The following is a 15,118-nucleotide window of genomic DNA, read 5'->3' on the forward strand; positions in this document are numbered from 1 at the left end:
ATCCAACCTTCAGCTTTCTATCAATTCCGTGGCCAGGCCCATACCGCGTGCCACCTGCGCCTGGCGCCTGTCCGCCGTGACAAACAGGTCCACGCGGCTGGCCAGCGCGCTGCCCACATGCAGGGCATCCATGCCGTGCAAGGGCCCCTGCTCCATCGCCGCAAAGGCAAACCGCTCCACATGTGCGTCCAGCGGCACCAGGGTCATGTCGGCCACGTCGCGCTGCGCCGCCGCCCACGCGCGGTCAAACTCGGGCGCGGGCAGGCTGCCGTCACGCCGCCGCCGCAGCAGCGCCGAGGCCACCTCGGTCTTGCAGTGCGCGGCCACCAGCAGCTCGCTGGCCGCCTCGAACAACATCAGCACCCGGTCGCGCCCGGCCTCGCTGGCGTAGCGTTTGGTCAGCGCCGAGGCGTCGAACATCAGCCGCGCCTCGCCGTCACGCGCCACCACCCGGGTGGCGGAAACGGCCTGCGGCGCATAAGCGGCTTGCGCCCTCTTCACCATGGCGATTCATTCCGTTCGTCCAGCACCGCCTGCGACAGCGACACGCCGGGCGGCAGGACCACGGGTTCAAACGGCTTTTTCCAGCTCGGGACTTTGGCGTCGTCTTCTTCCGCCTTCAGGGGCACCAATTCGGCCACCGGCTTGCCGTGCCGAAGTATGCGGACGGTTTCGCCCTGCTCCACCAGGTCGATCATGGCGGAGGCATTGGCGCGAAACTCGCTGAGTGGGATGGTATGCATTTTGTACAAATTTCAATGTTTTGTACATTTTAGCGGGTTTGTGCTTGCAAGCCGCTCCACACGCAGTTTTTCACCTTACGGCCTGTGGTGAAATCGGACGCATGAACGCCCCCCAAAAACTCCTGATCTTCGCCGGCAGCACCCGCCAGAACTCCTACAACCGCAAGCTGGCCCATGTCGCGGCCGCCCTGGCGCGCGCAGCCGGCGCCGAAGTCACCCATATTGAATTGGCCGACTTCGACATCCCCATGTACAACGCCGACCTCGAGGCCAAAGGCACGCCGCCCGACGTCATGAAGCTCAAGCAGATCATGTACGAGCACCCGGCCTGGATCATCTGCTCGCCCGAGTACAACGGCAGCTACACCGCGCTGCTCAAGAACACCGTCGACTGGGTGTCCAGCCCCGTCAAGAGCGAGCCGGCCTGGCACGACGGCTTCAAGTCCTTTACCGGCAAGGTGGTGGGCGTGCTCAGCGCCTCGCCCGGCGCGCTGGGCGGCCTGCGCTCGCAAAGCCACCTGGTGCCGCTGCTGCTCAACGCGCAATGCTGGGTCGCGCCCAAGGCGTTTGCCCTGAGCCGCGCCGGCGATGCCTTTGATGCCGAGGGCAAACTGGTCCACGAAGCCAGCCTGCAGAACGTGCAGGCCGTGATCGACCAGGTGCTGTTCGCCAGCCAGCGCCTGGCAGCATGACAAAGCGCTCGGGCCGGTGGCTGTCCGGTCTGGCGGCCTTTTGTCTCGCTTCCTGCACCTACGCGATGGACGTAGAGATCAAGGAGCCTTTTATCTTTCTGTCGGGCAAGGTGACCGGCAATGAGCAACGGATCTTGCAGGCCGCAGTAGAGGAACACCCCGGTATTACGACGGTGGTACTCAAAAACTCTTCCGGCGGGGATGCCCGGGCCGGGTATGCCACCGGCGAATACATCCGCGAAAAAGGCCTGGCGACTTTGTTATCGGGCTATTGCCGCTCTTCCTGTTCACGCATGTTTCTTGGCGGCAAAACACGCGCCTACTCCGACGACCAGCCTCTCGACAGAACAGCCGTGGCCTTCCATGGCAACTACGCGCAGGACGGCAGCTTGCAGCAGGCGCGCATGCCGGCGTTGAAAGCCTGGATCATCAAATACAGCGACGGCAAAGCCAACCCGGAGCTGGTTGAGCAGTGGGTCAATCTGCCCAACCGCAACGGCTTTGCGTATTTCTATCACCCGCAGGTGCCCGGCACAGGCCCCGAGGGTGTGATGCTGTGCCAGGGAAGCGAAGACGCGAAACTGCGCAAGGAACTGTGCGCAAAACCGCAACAGGGTGATGCGCTGGCCAACGGGATCGTGACCACACTGGAAATCGCAAAAATACCCCGGTGACCGTCGCATTAATTTGTAGCCAGCATCCGTGCCCGCTCCATCGCCGCGGCCTTCGTCACCGCCAGGTCTTCGGGCGGCACCAGCGTCGGCGCGGCGCTGATTTCCGCCTCGACCGCAATATCCAGAAAACGCAGCCAGCGCCGCATATACGGCTTCTGGAAATCCGAATCGTCCTCCTCGGGCCGCAGCGGATAGGCGCCGGCGCTTGAATACACCAGCGTTGCGCACTTACCCGACAGCAGGGCCTGGTAGCCGGCCTGCCGCGACCAGGACCAGTTCTGTCCCGGCAAGGTCACCACATCGATGAAATGCTTGAGCCGGTAGGGGATGCCGAAATTCCACATCGGCAGGCTGAAGAGGTAATGGTCGGCCGCGTTGAAGCGCCGTGACAGCGCCACCGCGCGCGCCCACAGCGCCTGCTGCGGCGCCGTCGCATTCTGCGCGCGCAGCACGGCGAACTTGGCGGCGATCATCTCGGCGTCAAAGGGCGGCAGGTCGATATCCCAGACATTGACGGCGTCCACCGTGTCCCCGGGATGCGCCGCGCGCCAGGCATCCAGCCAGGCGGCGGCGACGGCACTCGATGTTGATGCGGCCTGCATGGGCGACGCTTCTATATAGAGCAGATGGGTCATGGGGCTTCTCCTTGCCGGGGGCCTATCACGCCGCACCATCCAGCAGACGCAAGCCCACCATGCCGGCCACGACAAACGCCACGCACAGCAAGCGCAGCGGCGTGGCGCTTTCGCCCATCCAGAGGATGCCGATAACGGTCACGCCGACCGAGCCTATGCCGGTCCAGATCGCGTAAGCCGTTCCCACCGGCAAGGTCTTGACGGCATGCGTCAAAAAGAAAATGCTGGCGCCCGCCGCGGCCACGCCCAGCACGCTGGGCAAGAGCCGGGTCCAGCCCTGGGAAGATTTGAGAAGCAAAGCCATCGCGATTTCGACAATGCTTGCGGCGAACAGGTAGAACCAGGCCATGGGAGTCTTTCTTTTAAAGAACAGGGTTAAAGATTGAAGAGCCGCCAGCTTAGGGTTACGATTACCCATAGGCAAGTACGCACCTTTTGGTAACCATGACAATTCCCGACGCGCCCGACACCGATTCCTCCACTGTGTTTAGCCAGGCCTGCCCCTCGCGCCAGGCGCTGGAGCTGGTCGCGAGCAAATGGGCGCTGCTGGTCATCCCGGCGCTGGCCGAGGGCCCGGTGCGCAACAACGAGCTGATGCGCAAGATCGAAGGCATCTCGCAAAAAATGCTGACGCAGACCCTCAAGGAGCTGGTGCGCAACGGCCTGGTGCTGCGCTTTGACCGCCAGACCGTGCCGCCCCATGTGGAATACCAGCTCAGCACCTTGGGCCAGTCCCTTAGCGAAACCCTGATCCCGCTGGACAACTGGGCCGAGCGCAACCACCAGAACCTCAAAGCCGCGCGCGAACGTTTCGACGCATCTTTCAACTAGCCCGCACAACGCGGCAGGGTTAGCCTCATTAGCGGAATCACGTAGCGGCCCGCCGCAAGTACGGTCCTATATTGGGCCAACGACAACGATACGGAGACATTCATGAAACTCACCAACACGCGCCGCGGCGCATTGCAGTTCGGCCTCAAGGCCGGCGGCGCACTCGCCGCGGCTTCGGCCTTTCCGGGGCTTCTCCATGCGCAGGCCGGCTGGCCCAGCAAACCAATACGCCTGCTCGTGCCCTTCGCGCCCGGCGGCAGCTCTGAAATCGTCGCGCGCTCGGCCGCCAACGAACTCGGCAAAAGCCTGGGCCAGAACGTCTTCGTCGAGAACAAGCCCGGCGCCAGCGGCAACATCGCGATGCAGGAATGCGCGGCTTCCACCGACGGCCACACCATCATCCTGGGCCACATCGGCACCATGGCGGTCAACCCCTTCATCTTCGACAAGCTGCCCTTCGACACCAACAAGGACTTCAAGCCCATCTCGCTGCTGGCCAAGGTGCCCAGCCTCTACGTGATCAATTCCAGCGTGCCCGCCAACAACCTCAAGGAATTCATCGCGCTGGCCAAAGCCAAGCCCGGCCAGCTCAATTACGGCTCGGCCGGCAACGGCAGCGCCGGCCACCTGGCCTTTGAATACCTGAAGATGGCCACCGGCATCTTCGTGCTGCACGTGCCCTACCGCGGCACCGGCCCACAGCTCACCGATTTGCTGGCCGGCCGGCTCGAAGCCGCCAGCGTGGGCGCGCCCGCCATCCTGGCCCACATCAAGTCGGGCAAGCTGCGCTGCATCGCCACCGGCACCAAGGAGCGCCTGCCCCAGTTGCCCGACGTGCCCACGGTCGCCGAAAGCGGTTATCCGGGTTTTGAGATGACGCAGTGGTACGGGCTGAACGCACCGTCCAACATGCCGCAAGCCAACATAGACCGCATCGCCGAAGCCTGCAACAAGGCCATGCGCAACCCGCAGGCCACCGAACGCCTGCGCGGCGACACGGCCCAGCCCGTGGGCGACACGCCGGCGCAGTATGGCGCCTTTATCAAGACCGAGCAGGCGCGCTGGAAACTGGTCGCCGACCGGGCGAAAATCAAGCCTGATTAAGCGGCCCGCCGCATTCCCATTCTTCCCAACCGCGAGCCCTCTTCATGAACTGCCGCCCCGGCTGCGGCGCCTGCTGCATTGCGCCGTCCATCAGCTCCGCCATTCCCGGCATGCCCCAGGGCAAGCCGGCCGGCGTACGCTGCGTGCAGCTGGGCGATGCCAACCAGTGCCTGATCTTCGGCCGGCCCGAGCGGCCAGCATGTTGTTCCGGACTACAGCCTTCCGTGGAAATGTGCGGGACATCACGCGAACTGGCCATCCAATGGCTGGATGACCTTGAGCGTTCCACCTCTACAACGCCGGCTACGTCCCTCACAGACTGATGGCCTGAGGCCATCGCTTCGCAGCCCCGATGGGCCGCAGGCTCCTTGGGTCGGCCCGGCACCCATCGCGTTCTACCCGTTTCGATAGCACCTACGGTAGCCCGCTACCGTAATCGCGGCCTGCACCAACCGTAATTTTCCGACTGGGCTGCGGCCTGGTTCCATCGCACACTGAGGTCACAGCTTCTTGTGTGTGGACGGACTCCGCGTATCCAATATCGCCATCCAAGCTGGCTTGCATTTCCATCCATTCACAAAGGACACTCGCCATGAAGAGGTTACTTGCATTTGCATACGGCTTGACGGCCTATGCCGTTTCCTTCGGCACAAGCTTATACGCCGTCGGTTTCCTTGGCAACTTCCTGGTCCCCAAGACCATGGATTCCGCACCGCATATGCCCTGGACGCAGGCACTGTTGGTCAACGTCTTGTTGATCGGCGTATTTGCGCTGCAGCACAGCGTCATGGCCAGGCCCGCATTCAAAAAGGCCTGGACACGGATTGTTCCTGAACCCGTGGAGCGCAGCACCTATGTCCTGGCCTCAAGCCTGGCCCTGATTCTGCTGTTCTGGCTGTGGCAGCCCATGGGCGGCGTTGTCTGGAGCGTGCAAGACACCAACGGCAGAACACTGCTCTACATCCTGTATGCGCTGGGATGGCTGACCGTGTTTGGCAGCACCTATGCCATCAACCATTGGGACTTGTTTGGCCTGCGGCAGGTTTACTGCTACTTGCGCGGCGAGTCCTACCAAACCATCCCGTTTGCATCACCAGGCCCTTACCGGTACGTACGCCACCCCATCTACCTGGGTTGGTTGCTGACTTTCTGGGTGACGCCCACCATGACGATCGCGCATCTGGTGTTTGCTGTTGCCACCACGCTGTATATCCTGATCGCGATCCGGTTCGAAGAACGCGACCTGATCGACTATTTCGGTGACACCTACCGGCAGTACCGCAAGCGCGTGGCGATGATCATTCCATTTCCCGGAAAGACGCTTCGCTAAGGCCAAGGCGTCAACATGGACGCTTGTGAACTGGTGAACATGCCTAGGACATGCTTTTAAGCACAGGATATCCGCCCCATTGAAGCGAGGCGGACTCTGGGCCAGATGTCGTTGGACTGCGCCCTGGTCGCCTCTTACAATCGGCGCGATGCACCGGGAACGACAACAGCAGATTCGTTTTTGCACCAGCGCGGACGGCACGCGACTGGCCGTTGCGACGCTCGGGGAAGGCGCGCCCCTGATCAAAGCGGCCACCTGGCTGACCCATGTCGAGAAGGACCCGAGCAACCTGTTCACCCGGCACTGGGTGTCAGAGTTGAGTCGCGGCAATACCCTCATCCGCTACGACTCCCGCGGCTGCGGCTTGTCGGAGCGGCAGGTCGAACGCATTTCCATGGAAGCCTGGATCGAGGATCTGGAGGCCGTGGTCGCCACCCTGGCCATAGACCGCTTTCCCCTGTTTGGCATGTCCCAGGGCGCAGCCATCGCCGTCAACTACGCGGCGCGCCACCCGGACAGGGTCAGCCACCTGGTGCTCTATGGCGCTTGCGCTCGCGGCCTGTTGAAACGCGATCCGCCGGCCAAGGTCATCGACGCGGCGCTGGCCATGCTCAAGGCGGCAGAACTGGGCTGGGGTTCCGACAGTTCGTCGTTCAGGCAAGTGTTCATTTCCCAGTTGCTGCATGATGCAACGGCGGAACAGCAACGCGCGGTCGACGAAGCGCAGCGGCTGACGATCTCCGGCGCGAACGCCGTGCGTTTCCTCAAGGAGGTCTTCGAGATCGACTTGCGCGAATCGGCGCCCAAGGTGCGCTGCCCAACGCTGGTGTTCCACGCCAAAGACGACCCCTGTTTTCCCTTCGAGGAGGGCCGTCTGCTCGCATCGCTGATCCCGAACGCGCGCTTTATACCGCTAGAGAGCAAAAACCACCTGCCGTTCGAGACCGAGGCCGCGTGGCCCGTGTTCCTGTCCGAATTTCGGGCCTTCCTGCCCGGGACCGGCGCCGAATCCGCACCTCGTGATGCGAACGCGCCAACAACCAGCAAGCCGCCGCTGACACCGCGGCAAATCGAGATCCTGCGCGAGGTTGGGCAGGGCCAGACCGACAAGCAGATTGCGCGCAAGCTCGCCCTAAGTCCGCGCACCGTTGAAATGCATGTCGCGAACGCACTGCTGGCCTTGAAGTGCCGCACGCGCGCCGAGGCGGTGAGGCGCGCAACAGAACTCGCGTTGATCACCTCGGCCCCCGGGTGACCTTGGCCACCCGGCTCCTCGGGCCCGCGCCTTCAGGTGCGCACGGTGGCGAGGATCGGGCTCACAGTCAACGCACCCTCAGCACCGTGCGCCCCTGTGCCGAGCGTTGTGTGACCTTGTGCATGCCGGTGCGAAACTCCTCCAATGGGAGGCTGGCACTGACATGTGGTTTGATACTGCCCTGCGCCACCCATGCGAGCAACTGGGCATCGGCATCAAGACTGGCCTGCGGAAAGCGCTCAGCCCAGGCGCCCCAATAGGAGCCTACGACGGAATAGTTCTTCAGCAACGGCAGGTTCATGGGGACCGAGACTATTTCCCCGCTGGTGAAACCAACCGGCAGCATCCGCCCGCCCCAGTTCATCAACCGTGTCATGGTGCTGAAAATTTCCCCGCCAACGTTGTCGAAGAACACGTCAACCCCTTTGCCGCCGGTGATGTCCTTGATCCGTTGGCGCAAGCCTTCACTGCCATAGACAATGACTTCCTGCGCTCCATACGCCCTGGTGATCCCGGCCTTGTCCGGCGTCCCGACACCGGCGATGATTGTTGCGCCGAGGTGCCGCGCCAGATCAACCGCCGCCAGCCCCACGCCGCCGGCCGCGCCCGATATGAAGATAGCCTCACCGGCCCGCAGCCTGGCGCAGTCAAGCAGCGCGTAGCGGGCGGTTCCATAGCAATGGCGAACGATGGAGCCAGTCTCGAAATCGACGCCGTCCGGCAGCAAAACCGTCGCGTCCTGCGAAGCGACCACCCGTTCCGCATAACAACCAGACCAACTGCCGCAAATCACCCGGTCACCCGGCTTGAAGCGGGTGACCTCGCTGCCGACTTCCGCCACCACGCCCGCCGCGTCCGTCCCCGGCACAAAAGGGGTCTGCGGGCGCAACTGGTACTTGCCGGCAACCATCAGGCAATCCATGAAGCTGATGGAGGCGGCATGCACGTCGACCAGTACTTGATCAGCGCGCGGCTTCGGGGAGTCCATGGTTCCAAGCACCAGGGAATCGACGCCATCAAAGTTGTTGCAAATAACGGCGCGCATCATCAGCCCATCCCTTTGACACGAATGGCCACGACTTCCGCACTGGCGCACTCGGCGCCATTCTGCAAAACCCGGCATGCCACCACAAATTTCCGGTCGGTTTGTTCCTGGACCCGCGCGTAGAAATCCAAGCAAGCATCAATTGCCACGGGTTTGAGGTAGTTGACGGTCAATCTGCCGGTGACAAATGCAAACGGCGGGGGACCGCCTGCGAGATCGTGGCCCGACTGCCGGCAAGCGGTGGCCAGCGCGGTCCAGATGGCATGGCAATCAACGACGCAGGCAATTGCTCCGCCATACACAAAACCAGGATGGCCGATGTGAAAGGGTTGCGGGCGCCAGCGGCACACCAGCTCCTTTCCCACCCAATGGCTCTTGATTTGCAGGCCGTGCGCGTTGAGAGCGCCGCAGCCGAAACAATGGACTTTGAACTGATCCTGCAGCGCCTGTCCGGCCTCGGCCTGCATCTGATCTTCGACAACGGGTTCCTGAACGCTCATCACAACTCCATGAAAATGCCTGGAGCCAGTGTTGCATCGCCCGCCGGACCAGGTAACTGTGCCTACTACGGTATTGGCGCCCGGCGCTACGGTACGCCTACGGTAACCCGAACTCGCGCGCTCAACTCAACCCGCCGCCCCCAGCACCTCCAGCCGGTCCATCGCCAGGATCTCCATGCGCCCATAGCGCAGCGCCAGCACGCCTTGCGCCGCCAGCGCCTTCAATTCTTTGGAGAGCGTCTGCCGGCTGATGCCCAGCATCATGGCCAGCGCCTCCTGCGACACCGGCACCGCCGGCCTTGCCTTGGGCGCCATGGTGGCGTCGCCGCGCGCCAGCAGCAGCAGGCGCCGCGCCACGCGGGCGCGGGTCGAGCGCAGCGCCGCGTCCTCCACCATGCCGTAAAGCGAGCGCACGCGCGCCGCCAGCAGCCCCGCCACCGCACGCGCAAAGGGCGCGCCCTCCATCAGCGCGGCAAAAGCCGCCTGCGGCACCACCAGCACCTCGGCCGCCGACAGCGCCGTGGCATCGTGGGTGCGCGGCTCACCGTCCATCAGCGAGATCTCGCCAATCCAGTTGCCGGCCTCCAGCACCACCAGGATGGCCTCGCGCCCGTCTTCGCGCAGCGAAGAAATCTTGAGCAGCCCGCCCAGCAAGCCGTAAAAGCCGCCGGGCGCATCACCCTGGCGAAACAGCATTTCACCGGGCCGAAGCCGCAGCAGCTCGGCCGAGCCCAGCAGCGCCTGCCTGTCCGCCAGGGGCAGCGCGCCAAACCAGGGGTTGGCCGACATGCGGTCCAGCAAGGAAGAAGGCAGGGCTGTCGCGGGAACGATAGGCATGCGGTCAATTGTCAAATTTTTGACAGTTCGCCGTCAAGCACGGACGTATCGTGCACCTGAACCCATTCAAATCACCAAAACCACTACAACCATCACCCCCGGAGACAAACCCCATGCACATCCCCTCTCTCAAAGAAGTCGTCAGCGACCAAGAATGGCAATTGCGCTGCGACCTCGCCGCCTGCTACCGCCTGGTCGCGCTCTACGGCTGGAGCGACCTGGTCTTCACCCACATCAGCGCCAAACTGCCCGAGTCGGTGTCGGGCGCCGGCAATCACCACTTCCTGATCAACCCCTACGGCCTGATGTTCGACGAGATCACCGCCTCCAGCCTGGTCAAGGTCGACGGCCAGTGCAACAAGGTGATTGACTCGCCCTTCCCGGTGAACCCGGCCGGTTTTGTGATCCACAGCGCGGTGCATGAGGCGCGCGCCGATGCCGGCTGCGTGCTGCACACCCACACGCGCGCCGGTGTGGCCGTGAGCGCCCAGCAGTGCGGCGTGCTGCCCATCAGCCAGCAATCCACCTTTGTGCTGGCGTCGCTGGCCTATCACGAGTACGAAGGCGTGGCCTTTCGCGATGAAGAGAAGCCGCGCCTGCAGGCCGACCTGGGCAATGCCAATTTCCTGATGCTGCGCAACCACGGCCTGCTGGTCGTGGGCAAGACGATTGCCGACGCCTTCCTCAGCATGTACACCTTCGAGAACACCTGCCGCATCCAGCTCGACGCCCAGGCCGGCGGCCCGCTGACCGAGGTCAACCCGCTGATCGTCAAGGGCGTGGCCGAAGCCATGCGCGTGCAGACCGGCGGCATGGGCGGGGCTTTTGTCTGGCCCTCGCTGATCCGCAAGCTCGACAAGCTCGATGAAAGCTACAAGTCATGAGCGGCGGCTCACCCATCGTGGCCCAACTGCTGATCGCCGCGCTCGCGCTGGTCATGCTGGGCCTGGGCCTCACGCTCAAGGTTGAGGATTTCACCCGCCTGCTCAAATACCCCAAGGCCGTGATCGTGGCGCTGGTGCTGCAGGTCGTCGTGCTGCCCATCGCCTGCTACGCCATCATCGTGCTGCTCAATGTGCCGCCGCTGTTCGCCGTGGGCCTGATGCTGCTGGCGGCCTCGCCCGGCGGCATCTCGGCCAACCTGTTCAGCCACCTGTTCGGCGGCAACGTCGCGATGAACATCTCGCTGACCGCCATCAACACCCTGCTGTCCATCGTCACCATGCCGCTGATCGCCAACTGGGCCATCAACACCTTCGCCAAAACCGGCCAGGTCGTGCCGCTGCAGTTCGGCAAGGTGGTGGAGGTCATCGTCATCGTGCTGGTGCCGGTGGCCATTGGCATGTGGCTGCGCACCGTCAGGCCCGGCTGGGCCGCGCGCAGCGAGAACCCGACCAAGGTCTTCAGCATCATCGTGCTGGTCGTGGTGGCCGTGGGCGCGGTCGTCAAGGAATGGCAGGCGCTGAGCGGCGGCTTCGCGGCCATAGGCCCGGCCGTGCTGGCTTTCAACCTCGTGAGCCTGCTGGCGGGTTATTACGTGTCGCGGGCGACCGGCCTGGACAAGCCGATTTCCACCGCCATCAGCTACGAGATCGGCATCCACAACGCAACCCTGGCCATTTTCATCGCGCTGGCCGTGCTGAACAACTTCCAGCTGGCCCTGCCGGCGGCCATCTACTCCTTCAGCATGTACCTCACGGCCACGCTGTTCGGGCTGCTGGTGCTCAGGCGAAAGAGCGAGCCGGTGCCGGTGAAGGCGCCAGCCTAGGCGCTCACCACGGTCAGCTGGGGCGGCGCCTGCGCGGCGCCGGGCGGGCGCGGCGGCATGTCGCCCTCCTCCACCGTCAGCTCCTTGCGCGTCATGCGCACGTCGCCGAAGATGGTGGCGAAGGCCACGTCCTTGGCGTCGCGCCCCGTGCCCACGCGCACCAGCCGGTCTATGGGCGCCATGCGCGACGGGTCGAAAATCACCCAGCGGTCCTCCAGCCAGGCTTCGAACACCGCGTGGAAATCCTGCGGCGGCTCCTCGAAATGCACATAACCGACGACCAGCCGCGCCGGGATGTTGAGGGCGCGGCACATGGTGATGCCCAGGTGGGCGAAATCGCGGCACACGCCCGCGCGCTGCACGAACACCTCCTGCGCCGAGGTCGTGGAGTCGCTGAAGCCGGGCAGGTAATTGATCGATTCATGGATCCAGCTTTCGATGGCACGCACCCGGCCTATGCCGGGCGGCAGCTGGCCGAACAGCTGCTGCGCCGCGCGGCTCATCACGTCGGACTCGCAATAGCGGCTGGGCATCAGGTAGCGCAGCACGTCGTCGGGGACGCCGGTCACCGGCGTTTCTTCCAGGTGCAGCGGGACGGGCGCGGGATGCAGTTCCACGCGCGTGCGGTAGTTGACCGACAGCAGCCCTCTGGGCGCATCCAGGCGTATGAAGCGGTTGCCGCTGCGCTCGTCGCAGAAGTTGCGCACCTTCATGCTGGGCGTGATGGTCAGGCGCTCCTCCACCACATGGTGGCCTTCATGGAAAGCCGTCTCGATATTGAACAGAAAGTGCGCGGGGCTGCCGACTTCGTATTCCAGCAGGGATTCAATCAGGGCGGTATGCATGGCTCAGGCGTGGGCCGTCACAGGCGGGTCCGATGGTCCGGACTGCCGCGGCGCGGCTGGGCAAACCAGTTCTGGCAGGTCACAAACACAATGCGCGCGGCGCGCTCCAGCACGTCCGCCGAAGGCTGGGCGCGCCGGCGCGCGCGCAGGCGATTGATCAGCAGGAACTCGGCAATGCTGGCCTGGAAAGTGATCTTGCGTTTTGCGACAGCCGGGGGCGCGCCGGCCGGCGCAAGCGGCCCGGACCAGGGATGGAACAGCCGCTGCCGAAAGCGCGACGCCAGCGATGCCGGCGGCACGGGGGCGCTATCCATTTTTTGTGGCGCCATCTACTTGAGCACCTTGTTCACCGCGCCCACGCCCAGGGCGGCCAGCAGCAGGAAGATGACCGCCAGGATCAGGAACAGCCCGAACAGGATCTTGGCGATGCCGGCGGCGCCCGCCGCCACGCCGCCGAAGCCGAGGGCGCCGGCAATCAGTGAAATCAGCGCAAAAATAATCGCGTACTTGAGCATCTTGGCCTCCTGTGCAAGGTAGGTCGGCCCGGTCCATGCGCGAATCGGCATGCCAGCCGGGGCCGGGACGGCCGCGACAAGGTGCCGCAGCGAATCTTCATGCTAAAAGTGCGCCGGCCCCTGCCCCATCAGCAGCACCCGCCAGGCGCTGTAGGACAAGGGCGCGGCGGCGGCGGCTTGCTATGTTTTTAGTAGCACAGCATCCCCAAGACACCGGGGCTGCGGGGCTTACTTGCCAAACAGGCTGCGAAAGCCCTCACCCACGCGGTCGCCCAGGTTGGCGCCCGCGCCGGTGCCCACGCCGGGCAGCAGCGCCGTGCCTATGGCCGCGCCCAGCAGGGCTGAGCGCGACAGCGTCACCTCGGGGTTGTCCAGCGTGCCGCCCACCGTCAAGGGCACGCCCACCGCGCCGCCTATGGCGCTGCCCAGCTTGCTGTCGCCGGCCACGTTCACGCTGACGCGCCCGCTCAGCACCTTGGCCGGCGAGATGGCGACATTGCCGGTCGCGCTCAGCGCGCCCGAACTCGCCACCAGGTTGGTCAGCTGCGCCGACTTGCCCTGGGTGTTGACCTGCCCGGCCAGGGTGTCCAGGGCCGTCTGGCCGCCACGGCTCAAACCAATGGTCTTGACCGCCTTGGCCAGGTCCAGGCCGTGGATCACCGCGTCACGCACCGTGAAAGTCGTCTGGCTCTGCAAGGCCTCCACCAGCGCGCCCGTGGTCGCGGCCCGCGCGTGCAGCGTGGTCGAGGCCTCCAGCCGGCCCGTCAGCGATTTGCTGGGCGCGGTCAGCGCCGACACTTCCACATCCCTGGTCTGCAGCTTGCCCTGCAGCTCCAGCTCTTCCCGCGCGGCCGCCGCCGGCACTTTCTTCAGGCCCAGCTTGCCTTCGACCTTGCCGCCGCCCACGTCCACGCGCAAGGCCCATTCGTCGCCTGCGGCGCCGGCCTTGGGCTCCTCGCGCTTCAAGTGGGCCTCCAGGCCCTGCAGGTTGCCCTTGATGAGCTTGAGCGAGACGCTGTCGGGCAGGCCGTCGTCACCCAGCGCGGCTTCGGCATTCACGGTGGTGCGCGCGCCCGCGGCGCTGATCCAGGTCACCTCGTCCAGTACCGTGCGGCGCGGCAGCCAGTCCATGGAGGCCTGCCCTGGCGGCGCGGAAGGCGCGGCGGCGGCCTGCGCCGGGGTTTTCTTCTTTTGCAGCAGGAGCAGCACGGCATCAATGCCCTGCTGCGGCAGCACCGCCTTGCGCACCAGCAGGGTCGCCACCGCCAGCTTTCCCGTCAGCAGCGGCTGCCAGCGCGGCCGCACCTCCAGGCGCTCCAGCGTGAGGGGCGGCTTGCTTTTGATGGAAATGCCGCTCAAGGCCACCGCCGGCAGCGGCCAGACGTCCACGGCGACCCGGTCCAGCGCCACCGGCACACCCAGCGCGGCCGAGGCCTCGCGCTCCACGCGCTGGCGGAAATCATCGGTGCTGACCCAGCGGTGCAGCGTGAAAGCCACCACCGCCAGCAACACCATCAAACCCAGGGCCAGGAACACCAGCCATTTGAAAACTTTTGCCATGCGGCTATTGTGGCGCGCCCATGGCACGCTCCCGCAGCAAAAATCCGCCGATGCGGCTAGCATCGGGGGCTCTGCAACATTCCCGCCACACCCCAAAGGACGAGACACCATGAAGCTTTATTACTCCCCCGGCGCCTGCTCCCTCTCCCCGCACATCACGCTGCATGAGTCCGGCCTGAAGTTCGAGCACGTGGCGGCGCCCACCAAAACCCACCAGCTGGATGACGGCACCGACTACTACACCATCAACCCGCTGGGCTATGTGCCCCTGCTCGAGCTCGACGACGGCACGCGCATCGCCGAAGGCCCGGCCATCGTGCAGTACATCGCCGACCAGGTGCCCGAGAAGAAACTCGCGCCCGCCAACGGCACGCTCGACCGCTACAAGATGCAGTCCTGGCTGACCTTCATCGGCACCGAACTGCACAAGGGCTTCAGCCCGCTGTTCAACGCCGCCACGCCGGCCGAGTACAAAACCATCGTCATCGACAAGCTGCTGTCGCGCCTGAAGTGGGTCGACGGCCAGCTCGCCGGCAAGCAGTACCTGATGGGCGACAGCTTCAGCGTGGCCGACCCCTATCTTTTCACCGTCACCAACTGGGCGCCGCGCGTGGGCGTGGACATCTCGGGTTTCACCAACCTGGCGGCCTTCCGTGAGCGCATGGCGGCCCGGCCTGCGGTTCAGGCAGCCATGAAGCATGAAGGTTTGACGAAGTAACACCCCTGTCCAAGCTCACTTCGTGTAGCTTGTTCCCCCCTCAAGGGGGCGGCGCCTGCGGCCCGG

General features: G+C 64.6%; 21 protein-coding genes. 10 read left to right on the forward strand and 11 right to left on the reverse strand.

Features of this window, described 5'->3' with window-relative positions:
• Nucleotides 1-9: 9 nt before the first annotated feature.
• Both AC1DUN_RS11070 and AC1DUN_RS11075 read right to left on the reverse strand, forming a co-directional pair.
• Nucleotides 10-504 carry a type II toxin-antitoxin system VapC family toxin gene (locus AC1DUN_RS11070; RefSeq protein ID WP_477713981.1) on the reverse strand — a complete coding sequence of 165 codons (495 nt, stop codon included), beginning with the start codon at nucleotides 502-504 and terminating at the stop codon, nucleotides 10-12.
• The gene (locus AC1DUN_RS11075) at nucleotides 498-743 is read right to left on the reverse strand and encodes a type II toxin-antitoxin system Phd/YefM family antitoxin (RefSeq protein ID WP_477713982.1); all 246 of its coding nucleotides are present in this window, start codon (nucleotides 741-743) and stop codon (nucleotides 498-500) included. Before AC1DUN_RS11075 ends, AC1DUN_RS11070 begins: the two co-directional genes overlap by 7 nt.
• 101 nt (nucleotides 744-844) lie before the next feature.
• Here AC1DUN_RS11075 and AC1DUN_RS11080 point away from each other — a divergent pair, with 101 nt between their 5' ends.
• Nucleotides 845-1,435: an NADPH-dependent FMN reductase gene (locus AC1DUN_RS11080; RefSeq protein ID WP_477713983.1), complete on the forward strand. Its 591-nt coding sequence runs from the start codon at nucleotides 845-847 to the stop codon at nucleotides 1,433-1,435.
• Nucleotides 1,432-2,109 carry a hypothetical protein gene (locus tag AC1DUN_RS11085; protein ID WP_477713984.1) on the forward strand — a complete coding sequence of 226 codons (678 nt, stop codon included), beginning with the start codon at nucleotides 1,432-1,434 and terminating at the stop codon, nucleotides 2,107-2,109. The genes AC1DUN_RS11080 and AC1DUN_RS11085 overlap by 4 nt, the downstream gene beginning before the upstream one ends.
• A gap of 8 nt (nucleotides 2,110-2,117) precedes the next feature.
• On the opposite strand, the gene AC1DUN_RS11090 is transcribed toward AC1DUN_RS11085, so the two are convergent.
• Both AC1DUN_RS11090 and AC1DUN_RS11095 read right to left on the reverse strand, forming a co-directional pair.
• Nucleotides 2,118-2,744, reverse strand: coding sequence for an FMN-dependent NADH-azoreductase (locus AC1DUN_RS11090; RefSeq protein ID WP_477713985.1), 627 nt, complete (start codon nucleotides 2,742-2,744; stop codon nucleotides 2,118-2,120).
• 25 nt (nucleotides 2,745-2,769) lie between these two features.
• Complete coding sequence (locus AC1DUN_RS11095; protein WP_477713986.1) at nucleotides 2,770-3,093, reverse strand: DMT family transporter; 324 nt, start codon at nucleotides 3,091-3,093, stop codon at nucleotides 2,770-2,772.
• Nucleotides 3,094-3,188: 95 nt separating this feature from the next.
• On the opposite strand from AC1DUN_RS11095, the gene AC1DUN_RS11100 reads away from it, so the two are divergent.
• From AC1DUN_RS11100 to AC1DUN_RS11120, 5 genes are all read left to right on the forward strand, one after another.
• Nucleotides 3,189-3,575 carry a winged helix-turn-helix transcriptional regulator gene (locus AC1DUN_RS11100; RefSeq protein WP_477713987.1) on the forward strand — a complete coding sequence of 129 codons (387 nt, stop codon included), beginning with the start codon at nucleotides 3,189-3,191 and terminating at the stop codon, nucleotides 3,573-3,575.
• A 102-nt stretch (nucleotides 3,576-3,677) separates the two neighbouring features.
• Nucleotides 3,678-4,679, forward strand: coding sequence for a Bug family tripartite tricarboxylate transporter substrate binding protein (locus AC1DUN_RS11105; RefSeq protein WP_477713988.1), 1,002 nt, complete (start codon nucleotides 3,678-3,680; stop codon nucleotides 4,677-4,679).
• A gap of 44 nt (nucleotides 4,680-4,723) precedes the next feature.
• Nucleotides 4,724-5,002 (forward strand): YkgJ family cysteine cluster protein, encoded by a 279-nt coding sequence (locus AC1DUN_RS11110; protein WP_477713989.1) that lies wholly within the window; start codon nucleotides 4,724-4,726, stop codon nucleotides 5,000-5,002.
• 269 nt (nucleotides 5,003-5,271) lie between these two features.
• Nucleotides 5,272-6,009 carry a methanethiol S-methyltransferase gene (gene mddA, locus AC1DUN_RS11115; RefSeq protein ID WP_477713990.1) on the forward strand — a complete coding sequence of 246 codons (738 nt, stop codon included), beginning with the start codon at nucleotides 5,272-5,274 and terminating at the stop codon, nucleotides 6,007-6,009.
• Nucleotides 6,010-6,157: 148 nt separating this feature from the next.
• The gene (locus AC1DUN_RS11120) at nucleotides 6,158-7,264 is read left to right on the forward strand and encodes an alpha/beta fold hydrolase (RefSeq protein WP_477713991.1); all 1,107 of its coding nucleotides are present in this window, start codon (nucleotides 6,158-6,160) and stop codon (nucleotides 7,262-7,264) included.
• Between the two features lie 67 nt (nucleotides 7,265-7,331).
• Here AC1DUN_RS11120 and AC1DUN_RS11125 read toward each other — a convergent pair whose 3' ends face one another.
• The 3 genes from AC1DUN_RS11125 to AC1DUN_RS11135 all read right to left on the reverse strand — a co-directional run bounded on the left by AC1DUN_RS11125 (nucleotide 7,332) and on the right by AC1DUN_RS11135 (nucleotide 9,646).
• Nucleotides 7,332-8,312, reverse strand: a complete 981-nt coding sequence (locus AC1DUN_RS11125) for an NADPH:quinone oxidoreductase family protein (protein ID WP_477713992.1) — start codon at nucleotides 8,310-8,312, stop codon at nucleotides 7,332-7,334.
• The gene (locus AC1DUN_RS11130; RefSeq protein ID WP_477713993.1) at nucleotides 8,312-8,809 is read right to left on the reverse strand and encodes a PaaI family thioesterase; all 498 of its coding nucleotides are present in this window, start codon (nucleotides 8,807-8,809) and stop codon (nucleotides 8,312-8,314) included. The genes AC1DUN_RS11125 and AC1DUN_RS11130 overlap by 1 nt, the downstream gene beginning before the upstream one ends.
• 126 nt (nucleotides 8,810-8,935) lie before the next feature.
• Nucleotides 8,936-9,646: a Crp/Fnr family transcriptional regulator gene (locus AC1DUN_RS11135; RefSeq protein ID WP_477713994.1), complete on the reverse strand. Its 711-nt coding sequence runs from the start codon at nucleotides 9,644-9,646 to the stop codon at nucleotides 8,936-8,938.
• Nucleotides 9,647-9,759: 113 nt separating this feature from the next.
• On the opposite strand from AC1DUN_RS11135, the gene AC1DUN_RS11140 reads away from it, so the two are divergent.
• Both AC1DUN_RS11140 and AC1DUN_RS11145 read left to right on the forward strand, forming a co-directional pair.
• Nucleotides 9,760-10,530: a class II aldolase/adducin family protein gene (locus AC1DUN_RS11140; protein ID WP_477713995.1), complete on the forward strand. Its 771-nt coding sequence runs from the start codon at nucleotides 9,760-9,762 to the stop codon at nucleotides 10,528-10,530.
• Nucleotides 10,527-11,414, forward strand: coding sequence for a bile acid:sodium symporter family protein (locus AC1DUN_RS11145; RefSeq protein WP_477713996.1), 888 nt, complete (start codon nucleotides 10,527-10,529; stop codon nucleotides 11,412-11,414). The genes AC1DUN_RS11140 and AC1DUN_RS11145 overlap by 4 nt, the downstream gene beginning before the upstream one ends.
• Here the strand turns inward: AC1DUN_RS11145 and AC1DUN_RS11150 are convergent.
• The 4 genes from AC1DUN_RS11150 to AC1DUN_RS11165 all read right to left on the reverse strand — a co-directional run bounded on the left by AC1DUN_RS11150 (nucleotide 11,411) and on the right by AC1DUN_RS11165 (nucleotide 14,334).
• Nucleotides 11,411-12,259: a transglutaminase-like domain-containing protein gene (locus AC1DUN_RS11150; protein WP_477713997.1), complete on the reverse strand. Its 849-nt coding sequence runs from the start codon at nucleotides 12,257-12,259 to the stop codon at nucleotides 11,411-11,413. The genes AC1DUN_RS11145 and AC1DUN_RS11150 overlap by 4 nt on opposite strands.
• Nucleotides 12,260-12,276: 17 nt before the next feature.
• Nucleotides 12,277-12,573, reverse strand: coding sequence for a hypothetical protein (locus AC1DUN_RS11155; protein WP_477713998.1), 297 nt, complete (start codon nucleotides 12,571-12,573; stop codon nucleotides 12,277-12,279).
• Nucleotides 12,574-12,588: 15 nt separating this feature from the next.
• Entirely contained in the window at nucleotides 12,589-12,774 is a 186-nt protein-coding gene (locus AC1DUN_RS11160; protein ID WP_477662659.1) for a DUF1328 family protein, read from the reverse strand.
• Between the two features lie 228 nt (nucleotides 12,775-13,002).
• Nucleotides 13,003-14,334 carry an AsmA family protein gene (locus AC1DUN_RS11165; protein WP_477713999.1) on the reverse strand — a complete coding sequence of 444 codons (1,332 nt, stop codon included), beginning with the start codon at nucleotides 14,332-14,334 and terminating at the stop codon, nucleotides 13,003-13,005.
• Nucleotides 14,335-14,443: 109 nt separating this feature from the next.
• Between AC1DUN_RS11165 and gstA the strand changes: the two genes are divergently transcribed.
• Nucleotides 14,444-15,052: a glutathione transferase GstA gene (gene gstA / locus AC1DUN_RS11170; protein ID WP_477714000.1), complete on the forward strand. Its 609-nt coding sequence runs from the start codon at nucleotides 14,444-14,446 to the stop codon at nucleotides 15,050-15,052.
• The last annotated feature ends 66 nt before the right edge of the window (nucleotides 15,053-15,118 follow it).

This window comes from Polaromonas sp. P4_F6 (assembly GCF_056401275.1).